The following is a 21,221-nucleotide window of genomic DNA, read 5'->3' on the forward strand; positions in this document are numbered from 1 at the left end:
CTCATCCGCCACATCCCCTCTATTGCTTGAGATCGTACCGGTGACGATGGAGGATCAGTGGGGGCTATGGAATACGGGGGCTACCGGACAGGTACGGAGAACTCCGGGGTGCGCTCCTCGGGCAGACCGAGGCTCTTGAGTTCCAGGTAGGCCAGCGGTTCGCGGCTGCCGCCGAAGGCCATGCGGGGCGTGGGTTCGGCGATGACCATGACATAGCCCTCTGGCTTGCCCAGCATCTCCGCCACCTGGCGGGAGGCGGCGGTGATCAGGGCATCCCAGGCCTCTTCAGTGGCCGGGGCATTGGACTGGATCTTCAGGGTCGGCATCGGTTCCTCCACGGGGACAGGGATGAGATTCGGCGGATCCCCGCAGGATACCGCCGGCCCCTGGCCCGCCGGAACCCGGTGGTCAGTGGGCTCGACGTAGCGCCCAGTGCGTCCGATACTGAAATCGTTCCCGCTCTGCCGTATTGGGCTGCCAATCCACCGAGCACTGCAACCAGTACCCCTGTAGTGGGGGTTTCGTGGGAGCGAGGCAGCGGCAGTCCGGGTTGTTCCGCTTAGGTGCCCCAGTGGTGCCCAGCACCGCTGGATCAGAATCCCGGAGATCAGGGGAGTGCTGTAACTTTTTGATTTTATGGTGGGCCCGGTCGGACTCGAACCGACGACCAAGGGATTATGAGTCCCCTGCTCTAACCGACTGAGCTACAGGCCCGTGTGGAGGGCAAAGATACAGCAGAACGCCCCGGTGGCGACAGCCTGCCGGGGCGTTGGGGTGGATCATTCCAGGTCCAGGAAGCTGCGCAGCATCTCCGAGCGGGAGGGGTGGCGCAGCTTGCGCAGGGCTTTGGCCTCGATCTGACGGATGCGCTCGCGGGTGACGTCGAACTGCTTGCCCACCTCTTCCAGGGTGTGGTCCGTGTTCATGTCGATGCCAAAGCGCATGCGCAGCACCTTGGCCTCCCGCGGGGTGAGGCTGGCCAGGACCTCGCGGGTGGTCTCCGACAGGCTCTCCCGGGTGGCCGACTCGATGGGGGACTGCACGTTCACGTCCTCGATGAAATCCCCCAGGTGGGAGTCCTCGTCGTCGCCGATGGGGGTCTCCATGGAGATGGGCTCCTTGGCGATCTTGAGCACCTTGCGCACCTTGTCCTCGGGCATCTCCATGCGCTTGGAGAGCTCCTCGGGGGTGGCCTCCCGGCCCATCTCCTGCAGCATCTGCCGGCTGACGCGGTTGAGCTTGTTGATGGTCTCGATCATGTGCACCGGGATGCGGATGGTGCGGGCCTGGTCGGCGATGGAGCGGGTGATGGCCTGGCGGATCCACCAGGTGGCGTAGGTGGAGAACTTGTAGCCGCGCCGGTATTCGAACTTGTCCACCGCCTTCATCAGGCCGATGTTGCCCTCCTGGATCAGGTCCAGGAACTGCAGGCCGCGGTTGGTGTACTTCTTGGCGATGGAGATCACCAGGCGCAGGTTGGCCTCCACCATCTCTTTCTTGGCGCGGCGGGCCTTGGCCTCGCCGATGGACATGCGCCGGTTGATGTCCTTGATCTCGCCGATGGTGAGGGAGGATTCCTCCTCGATGGCGGCCAGGCGTGCCTGGGCGCGCAGGATCTCCTCGCGACGGGAGTCCAGGAGCGTCTTGTAGCGGGCCGACTTGCCCTTGTGGATGACGCTATCCAGCCACTGGGTGTTGGTCTCGTTCTCCGGGAAGGAGTGGACGAACTCCCGGCGCGGCATGTGGCATTGGTCCACGCAGATCTGCAGGATGGTCCGCTCCTGGGCGCGGATGCGTTCCACCATGTCGTGCAGGTCGGCGGTGAACTGGTCCACCAGGCGCGGCACCAGCTTGAATTCCATGAAGTAGCGCGCCATCTCCTCGCGGGCCTGGCGATAGGCCTCCTGCTGCCCCTGGGCGGCGCATTCCATGGCTCGCTCGTACATGGCCTCCAGCTGGGTGAAGCGCACCCGGGCCTCTTCGGGGTCGGGGCCGGTGTCCCCCGGGGCGTCCTCCTCGGAGTCGTCGCCGTCGTCATCCCCGTCTTCCGCGTCGTCCTCACCCTCGGCCTGTTGTACGGGGGCTTCCTCCTGGTGGGGGCGCACGGAGGCGATCTCGTCGGCGTCCGGGCCCATGAAGCTCACCACCACGTCGGTGAGCTTGCTCTCGCCGGCCTCCACGCGGCCGTATTCGGAGAGCAGGGTGGCGATGGACTTGGGGTAATGGGCGAGGGCGAACAGCACCTGGGAGAGACCGTCCTCGATGCGCTTGGCGATCTCGATCTCCCCCTCGCGGGTGAGCAGTTCCACGGTGCCCATCTCGCGCATGTACATGCGCACGGGATCGGTGGTGCGCCCGAACTCGCCGTCCACCGAGGCCAGGGCGGCGGCGGCCTCCTCGGCGGCGTCCTCGTCCGCCGACACGGAGTTGTCGGACAGGATCAGGCTGTCGGAGTCCGGGGCCTGCTCGTGGACCGTGATCCCCATGTCGTTGATCATGGCGATGATGTCCTCGATCTGCTCCGGATCGACGATGGTGTCCGGCAGGTGATCGTTCACCTCGGCATAGGTCAGAAAGCCCTGTTCCTTGCCCTTGGCGATCAGCTCTTTCAGACGGGACTGCTGTTCTTCGTGATTCATGGAAACCTGCTCAAACTGGACTTATGCTCACCGTTGGGGTGACGGGCGGGGGTAAACATTCAAGTATAGCAGTAATTCCTGTTGACAACTACGTAAATCCGTGTCAATCCGTCCCTGGCGATCCGGGGCGTTAGGGGGCCGGGCGGGATAAAAGTTCCTGGAGCGTCCGTTTCTCCTCCTCCGTAAGCGGCCGTTCGCCGGCCGCCTTAAGCAGGGCGTCCGCCCGTTGCCGGGCATGGCGATGCCGCAGCCGGCCCAGGGCGTCCTCCAGGAGTTGTTCCGGTGTGGCCTCCTCCGCGGGTGGGGGTTGCCACTGGGCCAATTTTAGTAGATGCGGTGCCGCCTCGCTGTCCCGCCAGCGTTCCACCAGCGCCGCAGGGGTGAGATGGGGGTGGGCGTGCAGGGTTTCAAGCATCTGTGCCAGCAGGTCCGCGCCGGGGGTCTGCAGTTCCCGCAGCCAGGCGGTATCGGCTACGCGGGCCGCCAGATCCGGCCGGTTCAGCAGCAGGGACAGGGCCAGGCGCACGGGGGTGAGGGTCAGCCGCTGCAGGTTGCCGGGGCGGCGCGGGGGGCGGCGTGGCGGTGCGGCGGGAGGGGGCGGTTTTGCGTGGGGGGTGTCCGGGGCCAGTTGCTGCTCGAAGCGTTCCGGGGAGACGCCGGCGATGTGCGCCACGTCCGCCGCCAGCTGGCTGCGCAGCAGCCCCGGGGGCATGGGACGCAGCAGGGCCGCCGCCGTTTGTCCCAGGGTTGCCCGGCCCTCGCGGCTGGAGGTGTCGTGGCGCTGCGCCAGGCCATCCAGCAGGGTGTCGGATAGGGGTTTGGCGTCGTGGATGCGCGCCTGGAAGCCTTCCGGTCCCTCGCGGCGCACCAGGCTGTCCGGGTCGTCCCCCTGGGGCAGGAAGAGGAAGCGCACCTCGCGTCCGTCCCGCAGCACCGGCAGGGCCTGTTCCATCGCCCGCCAGGCGGCCTCACCGCCGGCACGGTCGCCGTCGAAGCAGAACACCACCCGGGGGACCACGCGGAACAGGCGCTCCAGGTGGTCCCGGGTGGTGGCAGTGCCCAGGGTGGCCACGGCGTTGCGCAGGCCGAACTGGGCCAGGGCGATGACGTCCATGTAGCCCTCCACCACCAGCAGGGTCTCCAGCCGGGTATGGGCCCGGCGCGCCTCGAACAGGCCGTAGAGCAGATGGCCCTTGTGGAACACGGGGGTCTCGGGGGTGTTCAGGTACTTGGGGGTGCCGTCCCCCAGCAGGCGGCCGCCGAATCCCACCACCCGTCCCCGGCCGTCGCGGATGGGGAACATGAGCCGTCCGCGGAAGCGGTCGTAGGGCCGGCCGCCTTCCCGGCGGGTGGTCAGTCCCGCCGCCGCCAGGGTGGCCTCACCATGATCCGGGGTCAGGGCGCGGAGCAGGTCGTCGCGGGTGTCCACGGCATAGCCCAGGCGGTAGTCCCGGGCCACTTCACCGCTCACGCCGCGGGCCTTGAGATAGTCCACGGCACGGGCATTGCGGCGCAGGTGGGCCTCGAAACGGGTTGCCGCCGCCTCGTTGGCGGCGATGAGGGGGGCGTGGGTGTCCGCCTCCCGCCGGTCCCCGGCCTCCCGGGGGACCTCCATGCCCGCCTGGCGGGCCAGTTCCTCCACGGCCTCCACGAAATCCAGGTTGTCGTGCTGCATGAGGAAGTCGATGGCCGTGCCATGGGCACCGCAACCGAAGCAGTGATAGAACTGCTTTTGGGGGCTGACGTAGAAGGACGGGGTCTTCTCGGCGTGGAAGGGGCAGCAGGCGGCGTATTCCCGGCCCTGCTTCTTCAGGGGCACGCGCGCGCCCACCAGCTCCACCAGGTCGGTGCGGGCGATGAGTTCGTCGATGAAGGCGCGCGGGATGCGGGACATGGGGGCGGACAAGGACCGTCGGGCGTGCATTATCCCCCATGCGCGCCCGACGGGGGAGGGGCGCCCGCGTGTTGCGGGCATTGCCGTGGCGGGGACGCGGGGCGGCCCCGGTTCAGTCTGCCATGATGTCCTGCACGGAACCGAAGCTGCGGATGAAGGGCTGGTTCTTGCGTACCTCGGCCGGCAGGGCGGGGATGGCGCTGCGCGCCGCCTCGGCCCCGGGATAGCTGCCGAAGATCAGGGCATAGAAGTCTTTCCCGTCCCTGCGGGTGTGGTACCAGGCCACGTCGCCGGGCAGATTGACTTCCCGTGCATAGGCCTTGATGCGTTCCTCGCTGCTGCTGAGCACGATCTGGATGGTGTAGCGGCTGCGCTCCTGATCCCGGATCCAGGCGGCGTCGTGCAGGCGCATATCGTCCTGCGCCCCGGCCCCGGGCTGTGCTTCGGCACCGGAGGTCGGTGCCGGTTCGGGTTCGGGTGCGGTCTCCGGTTCCGGGGTGGCCTCCGGTTCCGGTGTCGGTTCGGGTTCCGGGGGCTGCCCCTGGGCTTCCGGTTCCGGGGCCGGTTCGGCTTCAGGCTCCGCGGCGGGGGCCTCCGGCTCCGGCACGGGGGCGCGATCCCGGGGGGCGGGCCGTTCCTGGGGCGCCGGGGCCGGCGTTTCCCCGGATGTTTCATCCGGGGCGGGGAGCTCGGGGACCTGGGGTTGCTGCGGTGCGGTCTCGGGCTGCGTACGCCGGGGCTGGTCGGGCAGGACCAGGGGCTCGCTCTGTACCGGCAGCCGGCGGGGCTCCTCATCCTCGCCGCCGCCCAGCAGGCTCAGGGTGATCACCAGCGCGGCCACCAGCAGCACCCCCGCCAGGGCGGGGCCGAACCAGCGCTGGCGCCAGAAGGGGGTGCCGCCGCTTGCGCCGCTCCCGGCGCCCGCCTCCCCCTCGCAGTGCTGCCGCAGCCGTTCCGTGGCCACGGTGTTGATGCGAGCGGGCAGGCCGCCGGATTCCTGATGGATCTCCTGCAGGGCCTCCTGGTCCAGGGGGCTGGGCCCTTCCAGACCCGCCGCCTCCAGGCGGTGGCGCAGGTAGGCGGTGGTCTGTTCCGGGGTGAAGGCGCGCACCTGCACGCTCACCTGGGCCTCGGGGACATCCAGGGCGTCGTCCACCGACTGTATGCGCTCGTCCACCTCCGGCTCCCCCACCAGCAGCAGGCCGAAGCGATGGCCGGTGGCCTCGTGCACCCGGCGGCGGACCTGGATCAGTTCCTTGAGCACCTCCGTATCCAGCAACTGGGCATCGTCGATGGCCAGCACGGGGCGCATCCCCGCCTCCACGAGCCGACCCAGGAAGCGGTCCAGGGGATCGTTTGACTGTACTCCGGGGGCGGCGTCCTTCCAGTACTGGCGCACGGTGTATTCGATGGCCGCCAGGCTGATCCCCTCCCGGGCCTTGAAGGCGCAGAAGTCCAGCTCGTCCCGGCCTCGGGCCAGGATGCGCAGCAGTTGCGTGCTCTTGCCGGCCCCCTTCTCCCCCTTCAGCAGGACCACGTTCTGGTCCTTTTCCAGGTGACGCAGGACCGTGTTCACCGGCATGTCGATGCCCGGATCGCTATAGAGGAAGTCCTCACCCGCCGCGGGGGCGAAGGGGGGCTGGCGCAGCCCGAGGCGTTCGAGGCAGTCGGCGGACAGTGTGTCGTTGGCCATGGGATCCCTGGATGTCAAGAAAGTGTCTTCGGGTCGAACAGGCGCCCGTATTCGGCGATGGCGAAGCGGTCGGTCATGCCCGCCAGGTAGTCGGCCACGGCCCGGGCGCGTCCGGCCTCCCCGGTTTCCGCCGCCAGGCGCCGGGCCTTGCGCTCGTGCTCGGGGGGCAGCAGGGCCGGATCCTCCATGTAGGCGGCGAACAGGGCCTTAAGCACCCGGGCCGCCTTGGCGGTCATGCGTCGGACGCGATAATGACGATAGAGATGCTGGCGCAGGAAACCCTTGAGTTCAAGGTTGTATTCCCGGATCCGTGGACTGAATCGAATCAGGGGGCGGTCCTGGGCGCGCACCGCCTCCAGGCTGTCCGGGGCGGCCCGGTGGATGGCCTCCCGGCTGCTCTCGATCAGGTCGGTCACCAGGCGGTTGATCATGCGCCGGATCACCTCGTGGCGCACCCGTTTCTCGTCCAGCCCCGGATGGCGGGCGTTCACCTCGGCCTGGGCCTCACGAAAGAGGGTGATGCCCTGGAGCTGTTCCAGGGTGATGAATCCCGAGCGCAGGCCGTCGTCCACATCGTGGTTGTTGTAGGCGATCTCGTCGGCCAGGTTGTTGAGCTGCGCCTCCAGGCTGGGCTGGCCGCCGTCCACGAAGCGACGTCCCACGTCCCCCAGGCCGGCGGCCACCTCTGCCGTGCAGTGCTTGAGGATGCCTTCCCGGGTCTCGAAGGTGAGGTTGAGGCCGTCGAACTCGGCGTAGTGGGCCTCCAGATGGTCCACCACCCGCAGCGACTGCAGGTTGTGCTCGAAGCCCCCGTAATCGGCCATGCACTGGTCCAGGGCGTCCTGGCCGGCATGGCCGAAGGGGGTGTGGCCCAGGTCGTGGGCCAGGGCGATGGCCTCGGTGAGGTCCTCGTTCAGACCCAGCATGCGGGCGATGGCCCGGGCGATCTGGGCCACCTCCAGGCTGTGGGTGAGGCGGGTGCGGAACAGGTCCCCCTCGTGGTTGACGAAGACCTGGGTCTTGTACTCCAGGCGCCGGAAGGCGGTGGAATGGATGATGCGGTCCCGGTCCCGCTGGAACTCGCTGCGGTAGGTGGGGGGCGGTTCCGGGTGGCGGCGGCCCCGGCTGACGGCATCCCGGGCCGCGTAGGGGGCCAGGGGGGAGGGCGCGTTCAGCGGCGGGTGGTTCATGGTCGGGTCAGGGCATCCAGGGTCTCGTCCAGGGCCTTGGGGTCGAATTCGGCGGTCACCACCGCCCGGCCGATCCCCTGCAGCAGCACCAGGCGCAGCCGCCCCCGCTGGACCTTCTTGTCCACCGCCATGATCTCCCGAAAGCGCTCCGGCCCCAGCCCCGGTGGCGGTTCCACCGGCAGGCCCGCGGCCTGCAGGAGCCGGACGATGCGTTCCTGCTCCCCGGCCTCAAGCCAGCCCAGGCGCAGGGACAGGTCCGCCGCCATCACCGTGCCCGCCGCCACCGCCTCGCCGTGGAGCCACTGGCCGTAGCCCATGCCGGTCTCGATGGCGTGGCCGAAGGTGTGGCCCAGGTTGAGCAGGGCGCGGCGGCCGGATTCGCGTTCATCCTGCGCCACCACATGGGCCTTGTCGGCGCAGGAGCGGCGGATGGCATGGGCCAGGGCCTCGGGTTCCCGGGCCCGGAGCGCCGGCAGGTGGGCCTCCAGCCAGGCGAAGAATTCCGCGTCGTCGATGAGGCCGTACTTGATCACCTCCGCCAGGCCGGCGCTCAGTTCCCGGTCCGGCAGGGTGTTCAGGGTGTCGGTGTCCACCAGGACCATGCGCGGCTGGTGGAAGGCCCCGATCATGTTCTTGCCCAGGGGGTGGTTGACCCCTGTCTTGCCCCCCACCGAGGAGTCCACCTGGGCCAGCAGGGTGGTGGGTACCTGGATGAAGTCGATGCCCCGCTGATAGGTGGCGGCGGCGAAGCCGGTGAGATCGCCGATGACACCGCCCCCCAGGGCCACCAGCAGGTCGCCCCGGTCCAGGCGCCGCTGCAGCAGGCCGGTATAGATCCGTTCCAGGGTCTCCAGGGTCTTGTAGCGCTCCCCGTCCGGCAGCACCAGGGCGTCCACCGACCCGGCCCCCGCCGCGGACAGGGTATCCTGCAGCGTTTGCAGATAGAGCGGGGCCACCGTCTCATTGCTGACCACCACCACCCGCCGCCCGGTGGCCCGCTCCCCCAGGAGTTCGGGCTGGCGCAGCAGGCCGCGGCCGATGTGGATGGGGTAGCCGCGCTCCCCCAGTTCGACGCTGAGCGTATCCATGGAGGGGATCATACTAAAGCCGGGGAAGACAGACCATTGAACCGTCTTCCCGTGCCTGCCCCGGGCGTGGGTGCCGGCGGCTGAAGCCTGCCCGCCACCGGGCTGGCGTGGGGCCGTGGCCCTCAGGCGCCCCGGTGCCCGGATCGTGCGGCCTTGCGCTTTTGGTTGTTGCGCGCGCCTGGGGCGCGCCCCTTCCCCGGCTGGGTGCCCGGGCGGTTGCCGGCGCATTCGTTCCGGTATTGGCGGGCGATGAGGCGCACCGTGGAACGCAGGTGTTCCCGGTCCGTGTCCACGATCAGGTGGGCAACCTCCCGGTAGAGGGGGTCGCGCACCTCCAGGAGGGCCTCGAGGCGGGCACGGGGATCCTCGGTCTGCAACAGGGGGCGGTTCCGGTCCCGGGCCGTGCGCTTGAGCTGGAGGGTCACCGGCGTGCGCAGGTAGACCACCAGGCCGCAGCGTTGCAGCTGTTCCCGGTTCTCGGGGCGCATCACGGCCCCTCCCCCCGTGGCCAGGACGATGCCGCAGCGGGCGCACAGGTCCTCGAGGACGGCGGCCTCGCGGCGGCGGAATCCCTCCTCCCCCTCGTATTCGAAGATGGTGGGGATGTCCACGCCGGTGCGGGACTCCAGCTCCCGGTCGCTGTCCACGAAGGGCATCTGCAGGCGGGCGGCCAGGTGGCGGCCCACGGTGGACTTGCCGGCGCCCATGGGGCCGACGAGGACGATGTTGGTTCTTTCCGCCAAGGGGATGCCCCGTTCGGTGTTGACTTGGGCCGGTGTTGTGCAGGGCATGGTACGTCCCCCGGCCCTATCCGTCACGTCACCGCCGGGGGTTCAGGGTGTGGGACGGGGCGGTGGCGGCGGGGCTGTCCGCGGGCGGGTCTCCCCACCGCCACCGCCGCCGGGGTCACTTCTGCAGCGTGACGGTGATGATCTGGACGGCCAGGACGATACCGAGGATCACGTACAGCGTGACCATGAAGGGGACCCCCAGCTGCAGGGCGGCACCGGTATCGGCCATGGCGGCCGTGCTTGCCATGTCGTTCATCCTCTCCTCCTTCCTGCGGTCGCATGCATCCTGGGGCAGCAGGCCGTCCGGTCCATGGCCCAAAGGGGCGGACACATCGGCCCATGGCCGCTGCCCCGCGTGGCCGGCGCGGACCCGCCGGTTGCAGGGAAGGGTGGACCATCCCGCCCGGGGAGGCAAGGGGATGGGCTCGTGTGGGGGAGTGGAAAAAACGGGGGATTCTGCTATGGAGGGAGGCACGGCAATGGCGTTCACAGGGAGGTGAACCATGACGGCTCCTTCGCGCCTTCAGTGCCAGCGGGGCTTTTCGCTGATCGAGGCCCTGGTGGCCCTGCTGGTGCTCTCCGTGGGTCTGCTGGGGCTGGCGGCCCTGCAGTTGTCCGCCCTCAAGGGGGCCCACTCCGCCTATCAGCGGACCCTGGCCAGCATCGCCGCCCGGGATGCCCAGGAGCGCCTGTGGATGGCGGCGGCCGAAGGCCCCTTGCAGGTGGCCGCGGTGAGTTCCGCCTGGCGCCGGCAATGGTCCGCCGATGCCGATGCCCCCGATCTCGCGGCCCTGCCCGGTGCCGGCGACAGCCGCATCACCTGCAGCGCCGGGCAATGCACCATCACCGTGGCCTGGAGCGAGGGGCGTTTCCGGGAGCCGGAGGGGGTGACCACCTTCGACTACGCGGTGGACCTGCCCCCGGAGGCGGTGAAATGAACGCCATCCCAAGGCATCACCGCAGCCGGGGGTTTTCCCTGGTGGAATGGATGGTCGCCCTGGTGATCGGTCTCATCCTCCTGGCCGGGGCCCTGCAGGTCTTCCTGGCCCACCAGACCACCTACCGCGAGACCCAGCGCTGGGCCCGGCTGCAGGAGACCCTGGCCTTCGTCACGGAGTACCTGACACGGGACCTGCGCGGGGCCGAGGGGGTGCACTGGTCCGACGGGGAGCTGCGGGTGACCCGGGATCGCCGCATCGACTGGTGTGGTGCAGACCCAGGGGTGCACACGGTGCGTTACTGGATCGAGGACGATGCCCTGCGCTGCCGTTCCAGCACCATGCACAACCACGAGCTCATCCGCGGTTTTCGCCCCGGCAGCCGCCTGGAGGCCGCCTTGCTCCCCGACGCCGCCGATCCCACGGGGGTGCGCATCGATCTGGTCTTCCAGAGCCACGCAGGGGAGGGGGCGAACCCCAGGACCCACCGATTGTCCTTCCATGTGGCCCTGCGCAACCGCGTGCTGGCCCGGATCCAGTCCCCGCCGTGAGCGAAGGCCTGATTGCCGCGCCCGCTATCGGCCTGGGATAATCGCCACAATGGCCCTTCAGGATGCCGCCATGACCTCCGTCATCGACCTTTACGAACAACTCAGCAGCGCCCCGGACGACCGGGCCCGGGCCCGGGTGATCGCCGAGGCCTTCGAGCACATGGAACAGCGCTACCCCGAGGTGACCGACCTGGCCACGGGCACGTCCCTGCGGGAGACCGAACTGCGTCTGCAGAAGGAGATCGAGCAGCTGCGCGGCGAGGTGCACAAGGAGATCGAGCAACTGCGCGGCGAGGTGCACAAGGAGATCGAACAGTTGCGGGCCGAGATGCACCAAGAGATCGGCGAGGTGCAAAAGGAGATCGGCGAGATACAGAAGGAGGTCCTGCAGATGCGCAGTGAGATGCGGCAGATGGACCACCGGCTGCAGAAGGAGATCGCCCAGACCAAGGGCGAGATCATCAAGTGGACCGTCACCTGGACGGGGGGACTGCTCATGACCCACGCCGCATTGCTTTTGGCCGGTCTGAAATACCTGCTGGGGGGTTGAGGCCCGCTACTGCAGCACCCAGGCCAGGGTCACCCCCAAGGCCGCCAGCGTCCCCGCCGTGGCGCCCCCATAGCAGACCCGGGGCAGCCATGGGGCGTGGGGCACCCCCAGGTCATACAGGGTGTGGAGGATGCGGTGGGCGGCATGGAACAGCCATAGCCCCACGCTGACCCCCAGGCCCAGGGCCACCAGCGGATGGCCCATGGCCCCGCGCAGGGTGGCGTATTCCAGGGCGCCGGGCGGGAAGGGCAGGCCGAGGATCAGCACCAGCGCCGGTCCCACCAGGGCCGCCAGCATCCCGCCAGCGCCGAAGAGGGTCCAGAACAGGGGCTCCGGGCTGCGGGGTCTCATCGCAGGCCTCCGGCGGCGGCCACCAGCAGGGCGGCGGAGGCCAGGGCCCAGGCCCCCAGTGCGGCGCGGTGCACCAGGGTCTGGGTGATGCGATACCGCCCCAGGCGCAGGGGGGCCACGGTGAGGGGCAGCAGCCGGAACCAGGTCCAGGCGTGCCAGGAGAAGGCCGCGAGGGCCAGCAGATGGAAGGCCCGCCCCGGCAGGGATTGCACGCAGGCCCGCCAGACATCATGGGCCCCGGGGCCCAAGAGCAGGGCCGTCATCCCCCACAGCAGGCACAGGGCATACAGGCCGATGACCACGCTGGTGGCCTCCCGCAGCAGATACTGCCGGTAGGCGGGGTGACGTCGCCACCAGCCCTTCATGGAGCGGGTATGGGTGCGCAGGGCGGTCATGGGGTGCAGGTCCTTCCCGATTGCAGCAGCCGCCGCAGGGTGTCCAGGGCGGCGGCGGGCTTGTTGCGGTTGATGGCCCCCGCCGGGTCCACCCCCTTGGGGCAGACCTCGGAGCAGCGGCCCACCAGGGTGCAGCCCCACACCCCCGCGTCACCGTTCATCACCTCCATACGCCGCGCCCGGCCGGCATCCCGGGAATCGGCGTTGTAGCGATGGGCCAGGGCCAGGACGGCGGGCCCGAGGAAATCCGCCTTCAGGCCGTACTGGGGGCAGGCGGCGTAGCACAGCAGGCAGTTGATGCAGGCGGAGGTGTCCAGATAGTCCTGCATCTGCTCGGGGGTCTGGCGATAGGGGCCGTCCTCGGGGATGCGGTCCTGGGCCGGGATCAGGTAGGGGGCCACCTGCTGCAGCTTGTCCAGGAAGTCCGCCGGATCCACCGCCAGGTCCCGCTGGATGGGGAAATGGTCCAGGGGTTCCACGCGCACGCATTCGGGATGGTAGTCCCGCAGGAAGGTCTGGCAACTGAGCACCGGCTCACCGTTGACCATGCAGCCACAGTTGCCGCATACGGCCATGCGGCAGGACCAGCGGAAGGTGAGGCTGCCGTCCAGGTGATCCTTGATGTACTGCAGCCCCTCCAGCACGGACATCTCCGGGGTGAAGGGCACCTCGAAGCGCTGGTGATATGGTTCGGTATCCCGCTCGGGGTGATAGCGCAGGCACTCCATCACGATGATGCGGGGATCGCTCATGCCGGCCCCCCGTAGACCCGCTCCCCCGGCGCCGAGCGGGTGAGGGTGACGGGGGCATGGTCGATGCGCGGCGGCGCCTCCCCCTGATCCCAGGCAAGGGAGTGACACAGGAAGCCTTCATCGTCGCGTCGGTCGTAACCGTCGCTGCGCAGATGCGCCCCGCGGGACTCGCGGCGGGCCAGGGCCGCGTGGGCGATGGTCTCGGCCACCTTCAGGGCATGGCCCAGCTCGAGGGTGGCGAGCCACTCGGTGTTGAAGGCCCGGCCCGTGTCGTCCAGGCGCACCCCGCGGCGGTAACGGGCACGCAGGTCCGCCAGGGCCTCGCAGGCCCGGGCCATGCCCTCGGCCTCGCGCACGATGCCCACGCCATCCTCCATGGCCGCCTGCATGGCATCCCGCAGGGTGGCCAGGCGCTCGCCGCGTCGCGGCTCCAGCAGGGCATGCCATTGCCGCAGCGCCGCCTCGGCCTGGCGCTCCACCCCCGGCGCCGGGGCCGGGCCGTTGCGGGCATGGGCCACCGCCGCCTCGCCGGCGGCCCGGCCGAACACCAAAAGCTCCGCCAGGGAGTTGGAGCCCAGGCGGTTGGCCCCGTGCAGCCCCGTGCTGGCGCATTCCCCGGCGGCATACAGCCCCTCCACGGCGGTGGCCCCGTGGCGGTCGGTGGGCACCCCGCCCATGGTGTAGTGCACCGCCGGACGCACGGGGATGGGCGCCTCCACCGGGTCCACGGCGGCGAAGGTGCGGGCCAGGTGCAGGATCTGGGGCAGGCGCTCCTCCAGGGTCTTGTGTCCCAGGTGGCGCAGGTCCAGATGCACCGCCGTGCCCTGGGGTGTGGATAGGGTGCGGCCCGCCCGGTCCTCGTGCCAGAAGGCCTGGGAGACCCGGTCCCGGGGGCCCAACTCCATGGCCCGGGGTCGGGGCCAGGGATCCACCGGGCCCAGGCCGTGGTCCTGCAGATAGCGCCGGCCGTGGCGGTTGAGCAGGATGCCCCCCTCGCCCCGGGCCCCCTCGGTGATGAGCAGGCCGCTGCCGGGCAGGGTGGTGGGATGCCATTGCACGAACTCCATGTCCCGCAGCCCCGTGCCGCAGGCCAGGGCCATGCCCATGCCCTCACCGGTGACGATGCCGGCATTGGTGTTCTGCCGGTAGACCCGCCCGGCACCGCCGGTGGCCAGCACCGCCGCCCGGCAGCGCAGCAGCAGGCTGTCGCCGCTGGGCACATACACCGCCAATACCCCCCGCAGACGGCCGTCCTCCACCAGCAGGTCCATGCAGAAGCATTCGTCGAAGCGGCGGATGGACGGGTACTTCAGGCTGGTCTGGAACAGGGTGTGGAGCATGTGAAAACCGGTGCGGTCGGCGGCGAACCAGCTGCGGGGCGACTTCATGCCGCCGAAGTAGCGCACATTCACTTGCCCGTCCGGTTGCCGGCTCCAGGGGCAGCCCCAGTGCTCCAGCTGCGTCATCTCCGGGGTGCAGCGGCCCACGAACCACTCCACCACGTCCTGCTCGCAGAGCCAGTCCCCGCCGGAGACGGTGTCATCGAAATGCTTGTCCAGGTGATCGTCCGGGTGGATCACCCCGGCGGCCCCCCCTTCCGCCGCCACCGTATGGCTGCGGGTGGGCACCACCTTGGACACCAGGGCCACGGTGACCTCCGGGTCCGCCTCCGCCGCCGCGATGGCGGCGCGCAGGCCGGCGCCACCGCCGCCGATGACCACCACATCCGTATCGATTGTCTGCATCGCGTGGGCGCTCCTGCGCAGGGGGAACCGCAGGCCGGCATGGTACCCAAGGCGGCCCGCCCCGGCCAGGGCGCAGCGGGAGCGCGCCGCGTATCCGTGCCCGTCCCCGCTTCATCGGCCGTGGCCCCCGGGGGGTGAACGGGGACCCGGGGAACGGGTCATAATGCCCCTACGGCAACAAGACCCTTGGGAGCCGGCTGCCATGCAGGCGCATCGTGCACGTATCCCCCCCCTCCAGCGCGGATTCTCCCTCACCGAGATCCTGGTGGCCCTGCTGGTGCTGTCCGTGGGGCTGTTGGGGATCGCGGCGCTGCACTTGCTGGGCATCCAGTCCGTCCACTCCGCCCAGCAGCGCACCCTCGCCAGCGTCATGGCCCAGGAGGCGGCGGAGCGCCTGTGGATCTCCCTGGCCGTGGACGGTACCCCGGACCCCCAGGCGGTGGAGGGTCCCTGGCGCACCGCCTGGGGGGCCCCCGGCGACGATGCGCCCGCCACGCTGCGCCTCCCCGGCATCACCGGCATCACCGGCAGCGACATCGACTGCGACGGGGCCGCCCCCACCACCTGCACCATCCGGGTACGCTGGGCCGAGGGCCGGTTCGCAGAGGAGGGGGATGAGGCGGTCTTCGAGTATGTCGTCAGCCTCCCCGCGGGGGCGGGTTCGTGAGCCCCGGGGTGCGCAGCGCCGGATGCCAGCGGGGCGTGGGCCTGGTGGAATGGATGATCGCCCTGGTGATCGGCCTGATCCTGCTCTCCGGCGTGGTGCAGATCTTCGTCGCCCACCAGAGCGCCTACCGGGAATCCCAACAATTGGCCCGGGTGCAGAATACCGTGGCCCATACCATGGACCTGCTGGTGCGGGATCTGCGCGGCGCCGCCGCGGTGGATGCCGGCACCCCGGGGCGGCTGGGGGTCACCCGCACCCGCACGGTGGATTGGTGCGGCCAGCCCCCGGGGACATCGGAGGTCTTCTACTGGGTGGCCGACGCGACCCTGCGCTGCGGCCCCGACCCCGACGCCAGCGGCCAGATCCTGGTGGAGGGGCTGGCGCCGGGTTCCGCACTGGAGGCCACCCCCGTGCGCCATCCCGTGGACCACGGCCTGCTGGGCCTGGATCTCGCCCTGGATCTGCGCATGCACGACGACCAAACCCGCCGCTTCCACTTCCGGGTGGCCCTGCGGCAGGCCATCCTGCAACGGCTGTGACATCCCAATCAACGCAAGGAGGCCCCTCATGTCCATCCACAACCCCGAACGACAGACCGGCGCCGTACTGGTGGTGAGCCTGGTGATCCTCACCCTCACCACCCTGCTGGGGGTGGCCGGGATGAACGCGGCGGTGATCCAGGAACGCATCGCCGGCAATCAAAAGCAGGCCACCGAGGCCTTCCTGGCCGCCGAAAGCGGCCTCGCCCAGGTCCTGGCGGTGATGCGCCACGAGGACTTCGACGCCTGGGGCGACCGGGAAGCCACCCTCCAGGCCGTGGGGGCCGGACCCCACGCCGTGGACGGCGACCGGCCCGGCCAATGGCGGCTGGAATCCGTGGACTACCACCATGGCCGGGCCACGGTGCGCATCACCGGCACCCTCCCGGGGGGCGCCCGGCGCAGCCTGGAGGCGGAACTGGACGGCGGTCCCGGCGGCCCGGTGCCCGAATCCGCCTACACCTGCTATGGCGCCCACTGCGAGACCCGTACGGGCAGCAACAGCGGCAGTGCCATCTACTTCGACGGGCGCAACTGGAACCTGCCGGAAAGGGACGGCTGCACCGGGGCCGGGTGCAACGGCACCCTGGCCGGGGAGGGGGACCGTGCCGGCATCTACCTGGTGGGCAACGCGGATGCCGACGCCGTGGGTACCGGCAACCAGGCGGGCAACAACCGTCCCGGCCAGATCCAGGGGGACCCGCCCCTGCGCCAGACCGATGCCGCCGCCACCGAAGGCGGCGTCACCGCAACGCAGTGGGGGGCGTACGCCGATGCCCTCGCGGCCCGACCCGATACCCGCAGCCACACCCTGGAGTCCGGCGAGCGGGTGGACCTCTCCAGTGCACTGGGCAGCCGCGATGCCCCGGCGGTGGTGGAGGTGAAAGGCGAAGGAGAGGTGCGCCTCGGCGGCAACACCCACGCCGCCGGCGTGCTCATCCTCTCCGGCGACATCGCCCTGGGCCCGGCCAACGGCACCTTCACCTTCGAGGGCCTGATCCTGTTGCGCGACGGGGCCCGCATCACCTCAGGCACGGGCACCGCCAACTTCTTCGGCTCGGTCATCTCCCTGGAGGGCAAGCCGGGATGGGTGGACGCGGACCTGGGGGGCAACTTCACCCTCAAGTACAGCACCCAGGCCCTGGAGCAGCTCCAGCGCCATGGCCTCTGGGGCCATACCCGGCCCCCCCGCGTCGTGGCCTGGCGGGAGATCCTGGGCACCTTCTGAGATCCTGCTGCGCAGTCTCGGGCAGGGAACCCACCGGCGGGATTCACGGTCTCACTAATGCGCATATGGTCACATTGTCCGGATCCCGGGGTGTGGGTTGGGCTTGCATGATGTGCACATATGTCCATAATCGACCCATCGGCAACCGATTCAGGAGGCGAAAGACATGCGTCACAGAGGCAGAAAGGGGTTTGGCATGGGCCAGGGCATGGGCCAGGGCATGGGGCCTGGCTTGGGCGCAGACCGCGGCATGGGACGCGGTAGGGGCCGCGCATGGGGGGCGGCCATGGTGCCGGAACCGGCCGTCCAGGAGGATTCCACCGCAACCCCCGCCATGCAACCCGGTCTGGGACAGGGCCTGGGTCGTGGCAGGGGGCAAGGCCTGGGGCCCTGTGGCCGGGGCCTGGCCCGCGGGCGCGGCCCCCTGCGTTCATCCCATCCCTTTGCAGCAAAGGGTGCTTGAGCAAAGGGTGCCAGGTACCCATCGGACAAGCCTGAACAGGAGGAGCCTGAGATGAACAACACCCATCGCGAACGCCGCCAATTCCTGAAGCTCGCCACCACCGGCCTGGCGGCCGCGCCCCTGGCGGGCCTGGGGATGGCCACCGCCGCCTCCGCCCAGGAGCAACTGCCGCATCTGGATGAAGAATCCGAGGAGGCACGGGCCCTGAACTACCGGCACGATGCCACCCAGGTGGATCATCCCGAATACCAGGAGGGGCAGAACTGCGGCAACTGCCTGCTCTATACCGACCCCTCCGCCAAGGAATGGGGCCCCTGCGCCGTGTTCCCCGGCAAGCTGGTGGCGGAAGGCGGCTGGTGCACCGCCTACGTGCCCAGGGGCTGATCTGAACTGCCTTGGGTACCCCCCTTGGGTACCCGTTTCGGGTGCCTGGCACCTTCTTCGCGTTGATCAAGGGGGGTGCCGGGTACCTTTCCTGCCCCCTTCTGGGACCCTTGGTCTTCTTGTGATCTGCTGCTTGTGGGGTGCCCCCCTGCCTGATATGGTTTCGTGTTCGGTAAGTCCCCACTCAGATCGCAGGTTCCCAGCCCACCCATGTCCCGAACCCCCAGCACCGCCGGGCAAGGCCCCGATTCGGCCCCCAAGGGCGAACTGCGCCAGAGCATGACCCAGCTGAAACAGGCCTTCTTCTCCGTGGCCCTGTTCAGCTTCTTCATCAACCTGCTCATGCTGGTGCCCCCCATCTTCATGCTGCAGATGTACGACCGGGTACTCTCCAGCGGCAGCATCCCCACCCTGGTGATGCTGCTCATCGTCGCCGTGGGCCTGCTCATCGTCATGGGCCTGCTGGACTGGTCCCGCAACCGTGTCCTGGTGCGCGCCGGTACCCGCCTGGACGCCCTGCTGGACCGGCGCCTGTTCGACGCCACCTTCTTCCGCGCCCTGAGAAGCCCCGACAGCGGCTCCACCCAGCCCCTCAAGGACATGGTCACCCTGCGCCAGTTCATGACCGGGCAGGGCGTATTCGCCTTCTTCGACGCCCCCTGGACCCCGCTCCTGCTGGGTCTCATCTTCCTGTTCCATCCGGTCCTGGGAACCATTGCCCTCATCGGCGCCCTCATCCTCCTGACCCTGGCCATCCTCAACGAATTCCTCACCCGCAAACCCCTGGGGGCGGCCAATAGCGAATACATCAAGGAATCCGACTACGCCAGCTCCAACCTGCGCAACGCCGAGGTGCTGGAGGCCATGGGCATGACCGGCCGCCTGCGGGACCGCTGGCAGGACCTGCACCAGAACGTCCTCGGCCTGCAGGCCATCGCCAGCGACCGCTCCGCCACGCTCACCGCCATCTCCAAATCCCTGCGCATGATCCTGCAGGTGGGCATCCTCGCCGCCGGGGCCTACCTGGCGGTGGAGCAGGTCATCACCCCCGGGGTCATGATCGCCGCCTCCATCATCATGGCCCGGGCCCTGGCCCCGGTGGACCAGGCCATGCACGCCTGGCGCGGCTTCATCGGCGCCCGCGGCGCCTGGGACCGCCTCAACAAGGTGCTGGAGTCCACCCCCGCCGCCGGCGAGCACATGAAGCTCCCCGAGCCCCAGGGCCGGGTCAGCGTGGAGAACATCGTCGTCATCCCCCCGGGCAGCCGCACCCCCGCCCTGCGGGGCGTCAAGCTGGAGCTGCCCCCCGGCCGCGTCCTCGGCGTCATCGGCCCCAGCGCCGCCGGCAAGTCCAGCTTCGCCCGCGCCCTGGTGGGGGTCTGGCCCACCTATGCCGGCGACGTGCGCATCGACGGCGCCGAGATCAACAACTGGGACCGGGAACAGCTGGGTCCCCATATCGGCTATCTCCCCCAGGACATCGAACTCTTCGCCGGCACCATCGCCGAGAACATCGCCCGTTTCGGCGAGGTGGACCCGGACCAGGTGGTGGAGGCCGCCCGCAAGACCGGCCTGCACGACATGATCCTGCACCTGCCCGAGGGCTACGACACCCGCATCGGCATCCACGGCGGGGCCCTCTCCGCCGGCCAGCGTCAGCGCGTCGCCCTGGCCCGGGCCGTCTACGGCAACCCCCGGCTCATCGTCCTGGACGAACCCAACTCCAACCTGGACGAGGCCGGTGAACAGGCCCTGGTGCAGACCATCCAGCAGCTGCGGGACGAAGGCCGCACCGTGGTCATCATCGCCCACCGCCCCGCCGTACTCTCCGCCGTGGACGAGATCCTGGTGCTCAAGGACGGCCAGACCGCCGCCCTGGGCCCCCGCCAGGAGGTGCTCGGCCGCTTCACCCGCCCCACCGGCGTCTCCGGCAATCCCATCGCGAGCCAGTCATGAGCGAGCAGGACCAGAACCCCGCCAGCAAACCCCCCGTGTCCCGCAGCGAGGAATCCACCCCGGTGCAGGGGGAACATCTCCCCCGCAAGGCCGACACCCGCGAGACGCCCGGGGCCACGCCCCCGTCCGACGACCGCTTCCCGCGCCTGTTCGGGATCATCGTCATCCTCCTGGCCTTCGGCTTCTTGGGCGGCTGGGCCAGCCTCGCCCGCATCGACGGCGCCGTAGTGGCCCAGGGCACCGTCACCGTGGACACCTATCGCAAGACCGTGCAGCACCTGGAAGGCGGTATCATCAAGGCCTTTCACGTGCGCGACGGTGACCGGGTGGAGCAGGGGGACCTGCTCATCGAACTGGACGACACCCAGGCCCGGGCCTCCTACCTGGCCAACTACAACAACTACCTGGCCGAACTGGCCCGCCGCGCCCGCCTGGAGGCCGAACTCACCGGCCAGGACACCATCGACTTCCCGGAGGAACTCACCCGGGGTGGCGAAGGCAGCCTGGGGGATCGCCTCCGCACCGTGGAACAGCGCCAGTTCCGGGTGCGGCGCGAGGCCCTGCAGGGGGAGATCGACGTCCTGCGCCAGCGCATCGAACAGCTCAAAGAGAAGATCGAGGGCATGCAGGCCCAGCGCCAGTCCCGCCTGGATATCATCGCCTCCCTGGACGAGGAACTGGCCAGCCGCGGCCGCCTGGCCGAACGCGAACTCCTGCCCGCCGCCGACCTGCGCCCCCTGGAGCGCCAGCGCGCCGAGGCCCTGGGGGAGGCCGGCGAACTCAAGGCCCGCATCGCCGAGACCCGCGTGCAGATCGGCGAGGCGGAACTGCAGATCCTCCAGGCCCGGCGCGAATTCCAGCGCCAGGCCGCCAAGGCCATGCGCGAGGCCACCGCCCGCATCAACAGCCTGGAGGAAGAGCTGCGGGCCCTGCGCGACACCCTGGCCCGCACCGAGATCCGCGCCCCCGTGGCCGGCGAGGTGGTGAACCTGCGTTTCCATTCCCGCTGGGCGGTCATCGGCCCCGGCGAGCCCATCCTGGACCTGGTGCCCGGCGACCAGCCCCTGGTGGTGGAGGGCCGCATCCGGCCCCAGGACGTGGACAATGTCCACGAGGGCCAGCCGGCGGACGTGCGCTTCTCCGCCTTCAGCATGCGCACCACCCCCGTGGTGGAGGGCAAGGTCAGCTTCGTCTCCGCCGACCGCCTGCAGGACCCGGATACCGGCGAACCCTACTACCTCACCCGCGTCGTGGTGGGTGAGAAGGAAATGCGCCGCCTCGGCAACATCACCCTGCGCCCGGGCATGCCCGCCGAGATCATGATCCAGACCGGCGAACGCACCCCCATGAGCTACCTGCTCAAACCGCTCACCGACGGCCTGGCCCGGGCCTTCACGGAGAACTAAT

The 21,221-nt window shown here is 69.7% G+C and carries 21 protein-coding genes and 1 tRNA gene; 9 read left to right on the plus strand and 13 right to left on the minus strand.

Going from position 1 to position 21,221, the window contains the following annotated elements:
* Positions 1-80 precede the first annotated feature (80 nt).
* The 9 genes from BM214_RS10690 to BM214_RS12530 all read right to left on the minus strand — a co-directional run bounded on the left by BM214_RS10690 (position 81) and on the right by BM214_RS12530 (position 9,551).
* Positions 81-326, minus strand: coding sequence for a phenylpyruvate tautomerase MIF-related protein (locus tag BM214_RS10690; protein ID WP_090486890.1), 246 nt, complete (start codon positions 324-326; stop codon positions 81-83).
* A 311-nt stretch (positions 327-637) separates the two neighbouring features.
* A tRNA-Ile gene (locus tag BM214_RS10695) sits at positions 638-714 on the minus strand.
* Between the two features lie 65 nt (positions 715-779).
* A complete protein-coding gene (gene rpoD / locus BM214_RS10700; RefSeq protein WP_090486893.1) occupies positions 780-2,639 on the minus strand; it encodes an RNA polymerase sigma factor RpoD in 1,860 nt (619 codons plus the stop codon).
* A gap of 130 nt (positions 2,640-2,769) precedes the next feature.
* On the minus strand, positions 2,770-4,533 hold the full coding sequence (gene dnaG / locus BM214_RS10705) for a DNA primase (protein ID WP_090486896.1): 1,764 nt from the start codon (positions 4,531-4,533) through the stop codon (positions 2,770-2,772).
* 112 nt (positions 4,534-4,645) lie between these two features.
* Positions 4,646-6,226, minus strand: a complete 1,581-nt coding sequence (locus tag BM214_RS10710) for an AAA family ATPase (RefSeq protein WP_090486899.1) — start codon at positions 6,224-6,226, stop codon at positions 4,646-4,648.
* 14 nt (positions 6,227-6,240) lie between these two features.
* On the minus strand, positions 6,241-7,416 hold the full coding sequence (locus tag BM214_RS10715; RefSeq protein ID WP_090486902.1) for a deoxyguanosinetriphosphate triphosphohydrolase: 1,176 nt from the start codon (positions 7,414-7,416) through the stop codon (positions 6,241-6,243).
* Entirely contained in the window at positions 7,413-8,516 is a 1,104-nt protein-coding gene (gene aroB, locus BM214_RS10720; protein WP_090486904.1) for a 3-dehydroquinate synthase, read from the minus strand. Before aroB ends, BM214_RS10715 begins: the two co-directional genes overlap by 4 nt.
* 110 nt (positions 8,517-8,626) lie before the next feature.
* Positions 8,627-9,247, minus strand: a complete 621-nt coding sequence (gene aroK, locus BM214_RS10725; RefSeq protein WP_090487001.1) for a shikimate kinase AroK — start codon at positions 9,245-9,247, stop codon at positions 8,627-8,629.
* Between the two features lie 163 nt (positions 9,248-9,410).
* Positions 9,411-9,551, minus strand: coding sequence for a hypothetical protein (locus BM214_RS12530; RefSeq protein ID WP_177217655.1), 141 nt, complete (start codon positions 9,549-9,551; stop codon positions 9,411-9,413).
* A 247-nt stretch (positions 9,552-9,798) separates the two neighbouring features.
* Here BM214_RS12530 and pilV (BM214_RS12590) point away from each other — a divergent pair, with 247 nt between their 5' ends.
* The 3 genes from pilV (BM214_RS12590) to BM214_RS10740 all read left to right on the plus strand — a co-directional run bounded on the left by pilV (BM214_RS12590) (position 9,799) and on the right by BM214_RS10740 (position 11,334).
* Complete coding sequence (gene pilV / locus BM214_RS12590) at positions 9,799-10,233, plus strand: type IV pilus modification protein PilV (RefSeq protein ID WP_090486907.1); 435 nt, start codon at positions 9,799-9,801, stop codon at positions 10,231-10,233.
* The gene (locus tag BM214_RS10735) at positions 10,230-10,784 is read left to right on the plus strand and encodes a PilW family protein (RefSeq protein ID WP_177217656.1); all 555 of its coding nucleotides are present in this window, start codon (positions 10,230-10,232) and stop codon (positions 10,782-10,784) included. Before pilV (BM214_RS12590) ends, BM214_RS10735 begins: the two co-directional genes overlap by 4 nt.
* Before the next feature lie 70 nt (positions 10,785-10,854).
* Entirely contained in the window at positions 10,855-11,334 is a 480-nt protein-coding gene (locus BM214_RS10740; protein WP_143096385.1) for a DUF1640 domain-containing protein, read from the plus strand.
* Between the two features lie 6 nt (positions 11,335-11,340).
* On the opposite strand, the gene frdD is transcribed toward BM214_RS10740, so the two are convergent.
* From frdD to frdA, 4 genes are read right to left on the minus strand one after another with little or no spacing between them, the layout of a single operon-like run.
* Entirely contained in the window at positions 11,341-11,685 is a 345-nt protein-coding gene (frdD, locus tag BM214_RS10745) for a fumarate reductase subunit FrdD (RefSeq protein ID WP_090486913.1), read from the minus strand.
* Entirely contained in the window at positions 11,682-12,080 is a 399-nt protein-coding gene (locus BM214_RS10750) for a succinate dehydrogenase/fumarate reductase transmembrane subunit (protein WP_090486916.1), read from the minus strand. The genes frdD and BM214_RS10750 overlap by 4 nt, the downstream gene beginning before the upstream one ends.
* On the minus strand, positions 12,077-12,832 hold the full coding sequence (locus BM214_RS10755; RefSeq protein WP_090486919.1) for a succinate dehydrogenase/fumarate reductase iron-sulfur subunit: 756 nt from the start codon (positions 12,830-12,832) through the stop codon (positions 12,077-12,079). The genes BM214_RS10750 and BM214_RS10755 overlap by 4 nt, the downstream gene beginning before the upstream one ends.
* A complete protein-coding gene (frdA, locus tag BM214_RS10760; RefSeq protein ID WP_090486922.1) occupies positions 12,829-14,577 on the minus strand; it encodes a fumarate reductase (quinol) flavoprotein subunit in 1,749 nt (582 codons plus the stop codon). Before frdA ends, BM214_RS10755 begins: the two co-directional genes overlap by 4 nt.
* Positions 14,578-14,779: 202 nt before the next feature.
* Here frdA and pilV (BM214_RS10765) point away from each other — a divergent pair, with 202 nt between their 5' ends.
* The 6 genes from pilV (BM214_RS10765) to BM214_RS10790 all read left to right on the plus strand — a co-directional run bounded on the left by pilV (BM214_RS10765) (position 14,780) and on the right by BM214_RS10790 (position 21,220).
* Entirely contained in the window at positions 14,780-15,244 is a 465-nt protein-coding gene (gene pilV, locus BM214_RS10765; protein ID WP_090486925.1) for a type IV pilus modification protein PilV, read from the plus strand.
* Positions 15,241-15,783, plus strand: a complete 543-nt coding sequence (locus tag BM214_RS13045; protein WP_218149062.1) for a PilW family protein — start codon at positions 15,241-15,243, stop codon at positions 15,781-15,783. The genes pilV (BM214_RS10765) and BM214_RS13045 overlap by 4 nt, the downstream gene beginning before the upstream one ends.
* Before the next feature lie 28 nt (positions 15,784-15,811).
* Positions 15,812-17,011, plus strand: coding sequence for a pilus assembly PilX family protein (locus BM214_RS10775; RefSeq protein ID WP_177217657.1), 1,200 nt, complete (start codon positions 15,812-15,814; stop codon positions 17,009-17,011).
* Between the two features lie 514 nt (positions 17,012-17,525).
* A complete protein-coding gene (locus BM214_RS10780) occupies positions 17,526-17,858 on the plus strand; it encodes a high-potential iron-sulfur protein (RefSeq protein ID WP_090486931.1) in 333 nt (110 codons plus the stop codon).
* 210 nt (positions 17,859-18,068) lie between these two features.
* Positions 18,069-19,814, plus strand: a complete 1,746-nt coding sequence (locus BM214_RS10785) for a type I secretion system permease/ATPase (RefSeq protein ID WP_090486933.1) — start codon at positions 18,069-18,071, stop codon at positions 19,812-19,814.
* Complete coding sequence (locus BM214_RS10790) at positions 19,811-21,220, plus strand: HlyD family type I secretion periplasmic adaptor subunit (RefSeq protein ID WP_090486936.1); 1,410 nt, start codon at positions 19,811-19,813, stop codon at positions 21,218-21,220. Before BM214_RS10785 ends, BM214_RS10790 begins: the two co-directional genes overlap by 4 nt.
* Position 21,221 lies beyond the last annotated feature (1 nt).

Origin of the sequence: Ectothiorhodospira mobilis, assembly GCF_900114895.1 — a bacterium.
GTDB lineage: Bacteria > Pseudomonadota > Gammaproteobacteria > Ectothiorhodospirales > Ectothiorhodospiraceae > Ectothiorhodospira > Ectothiorhodospira mobilis_A.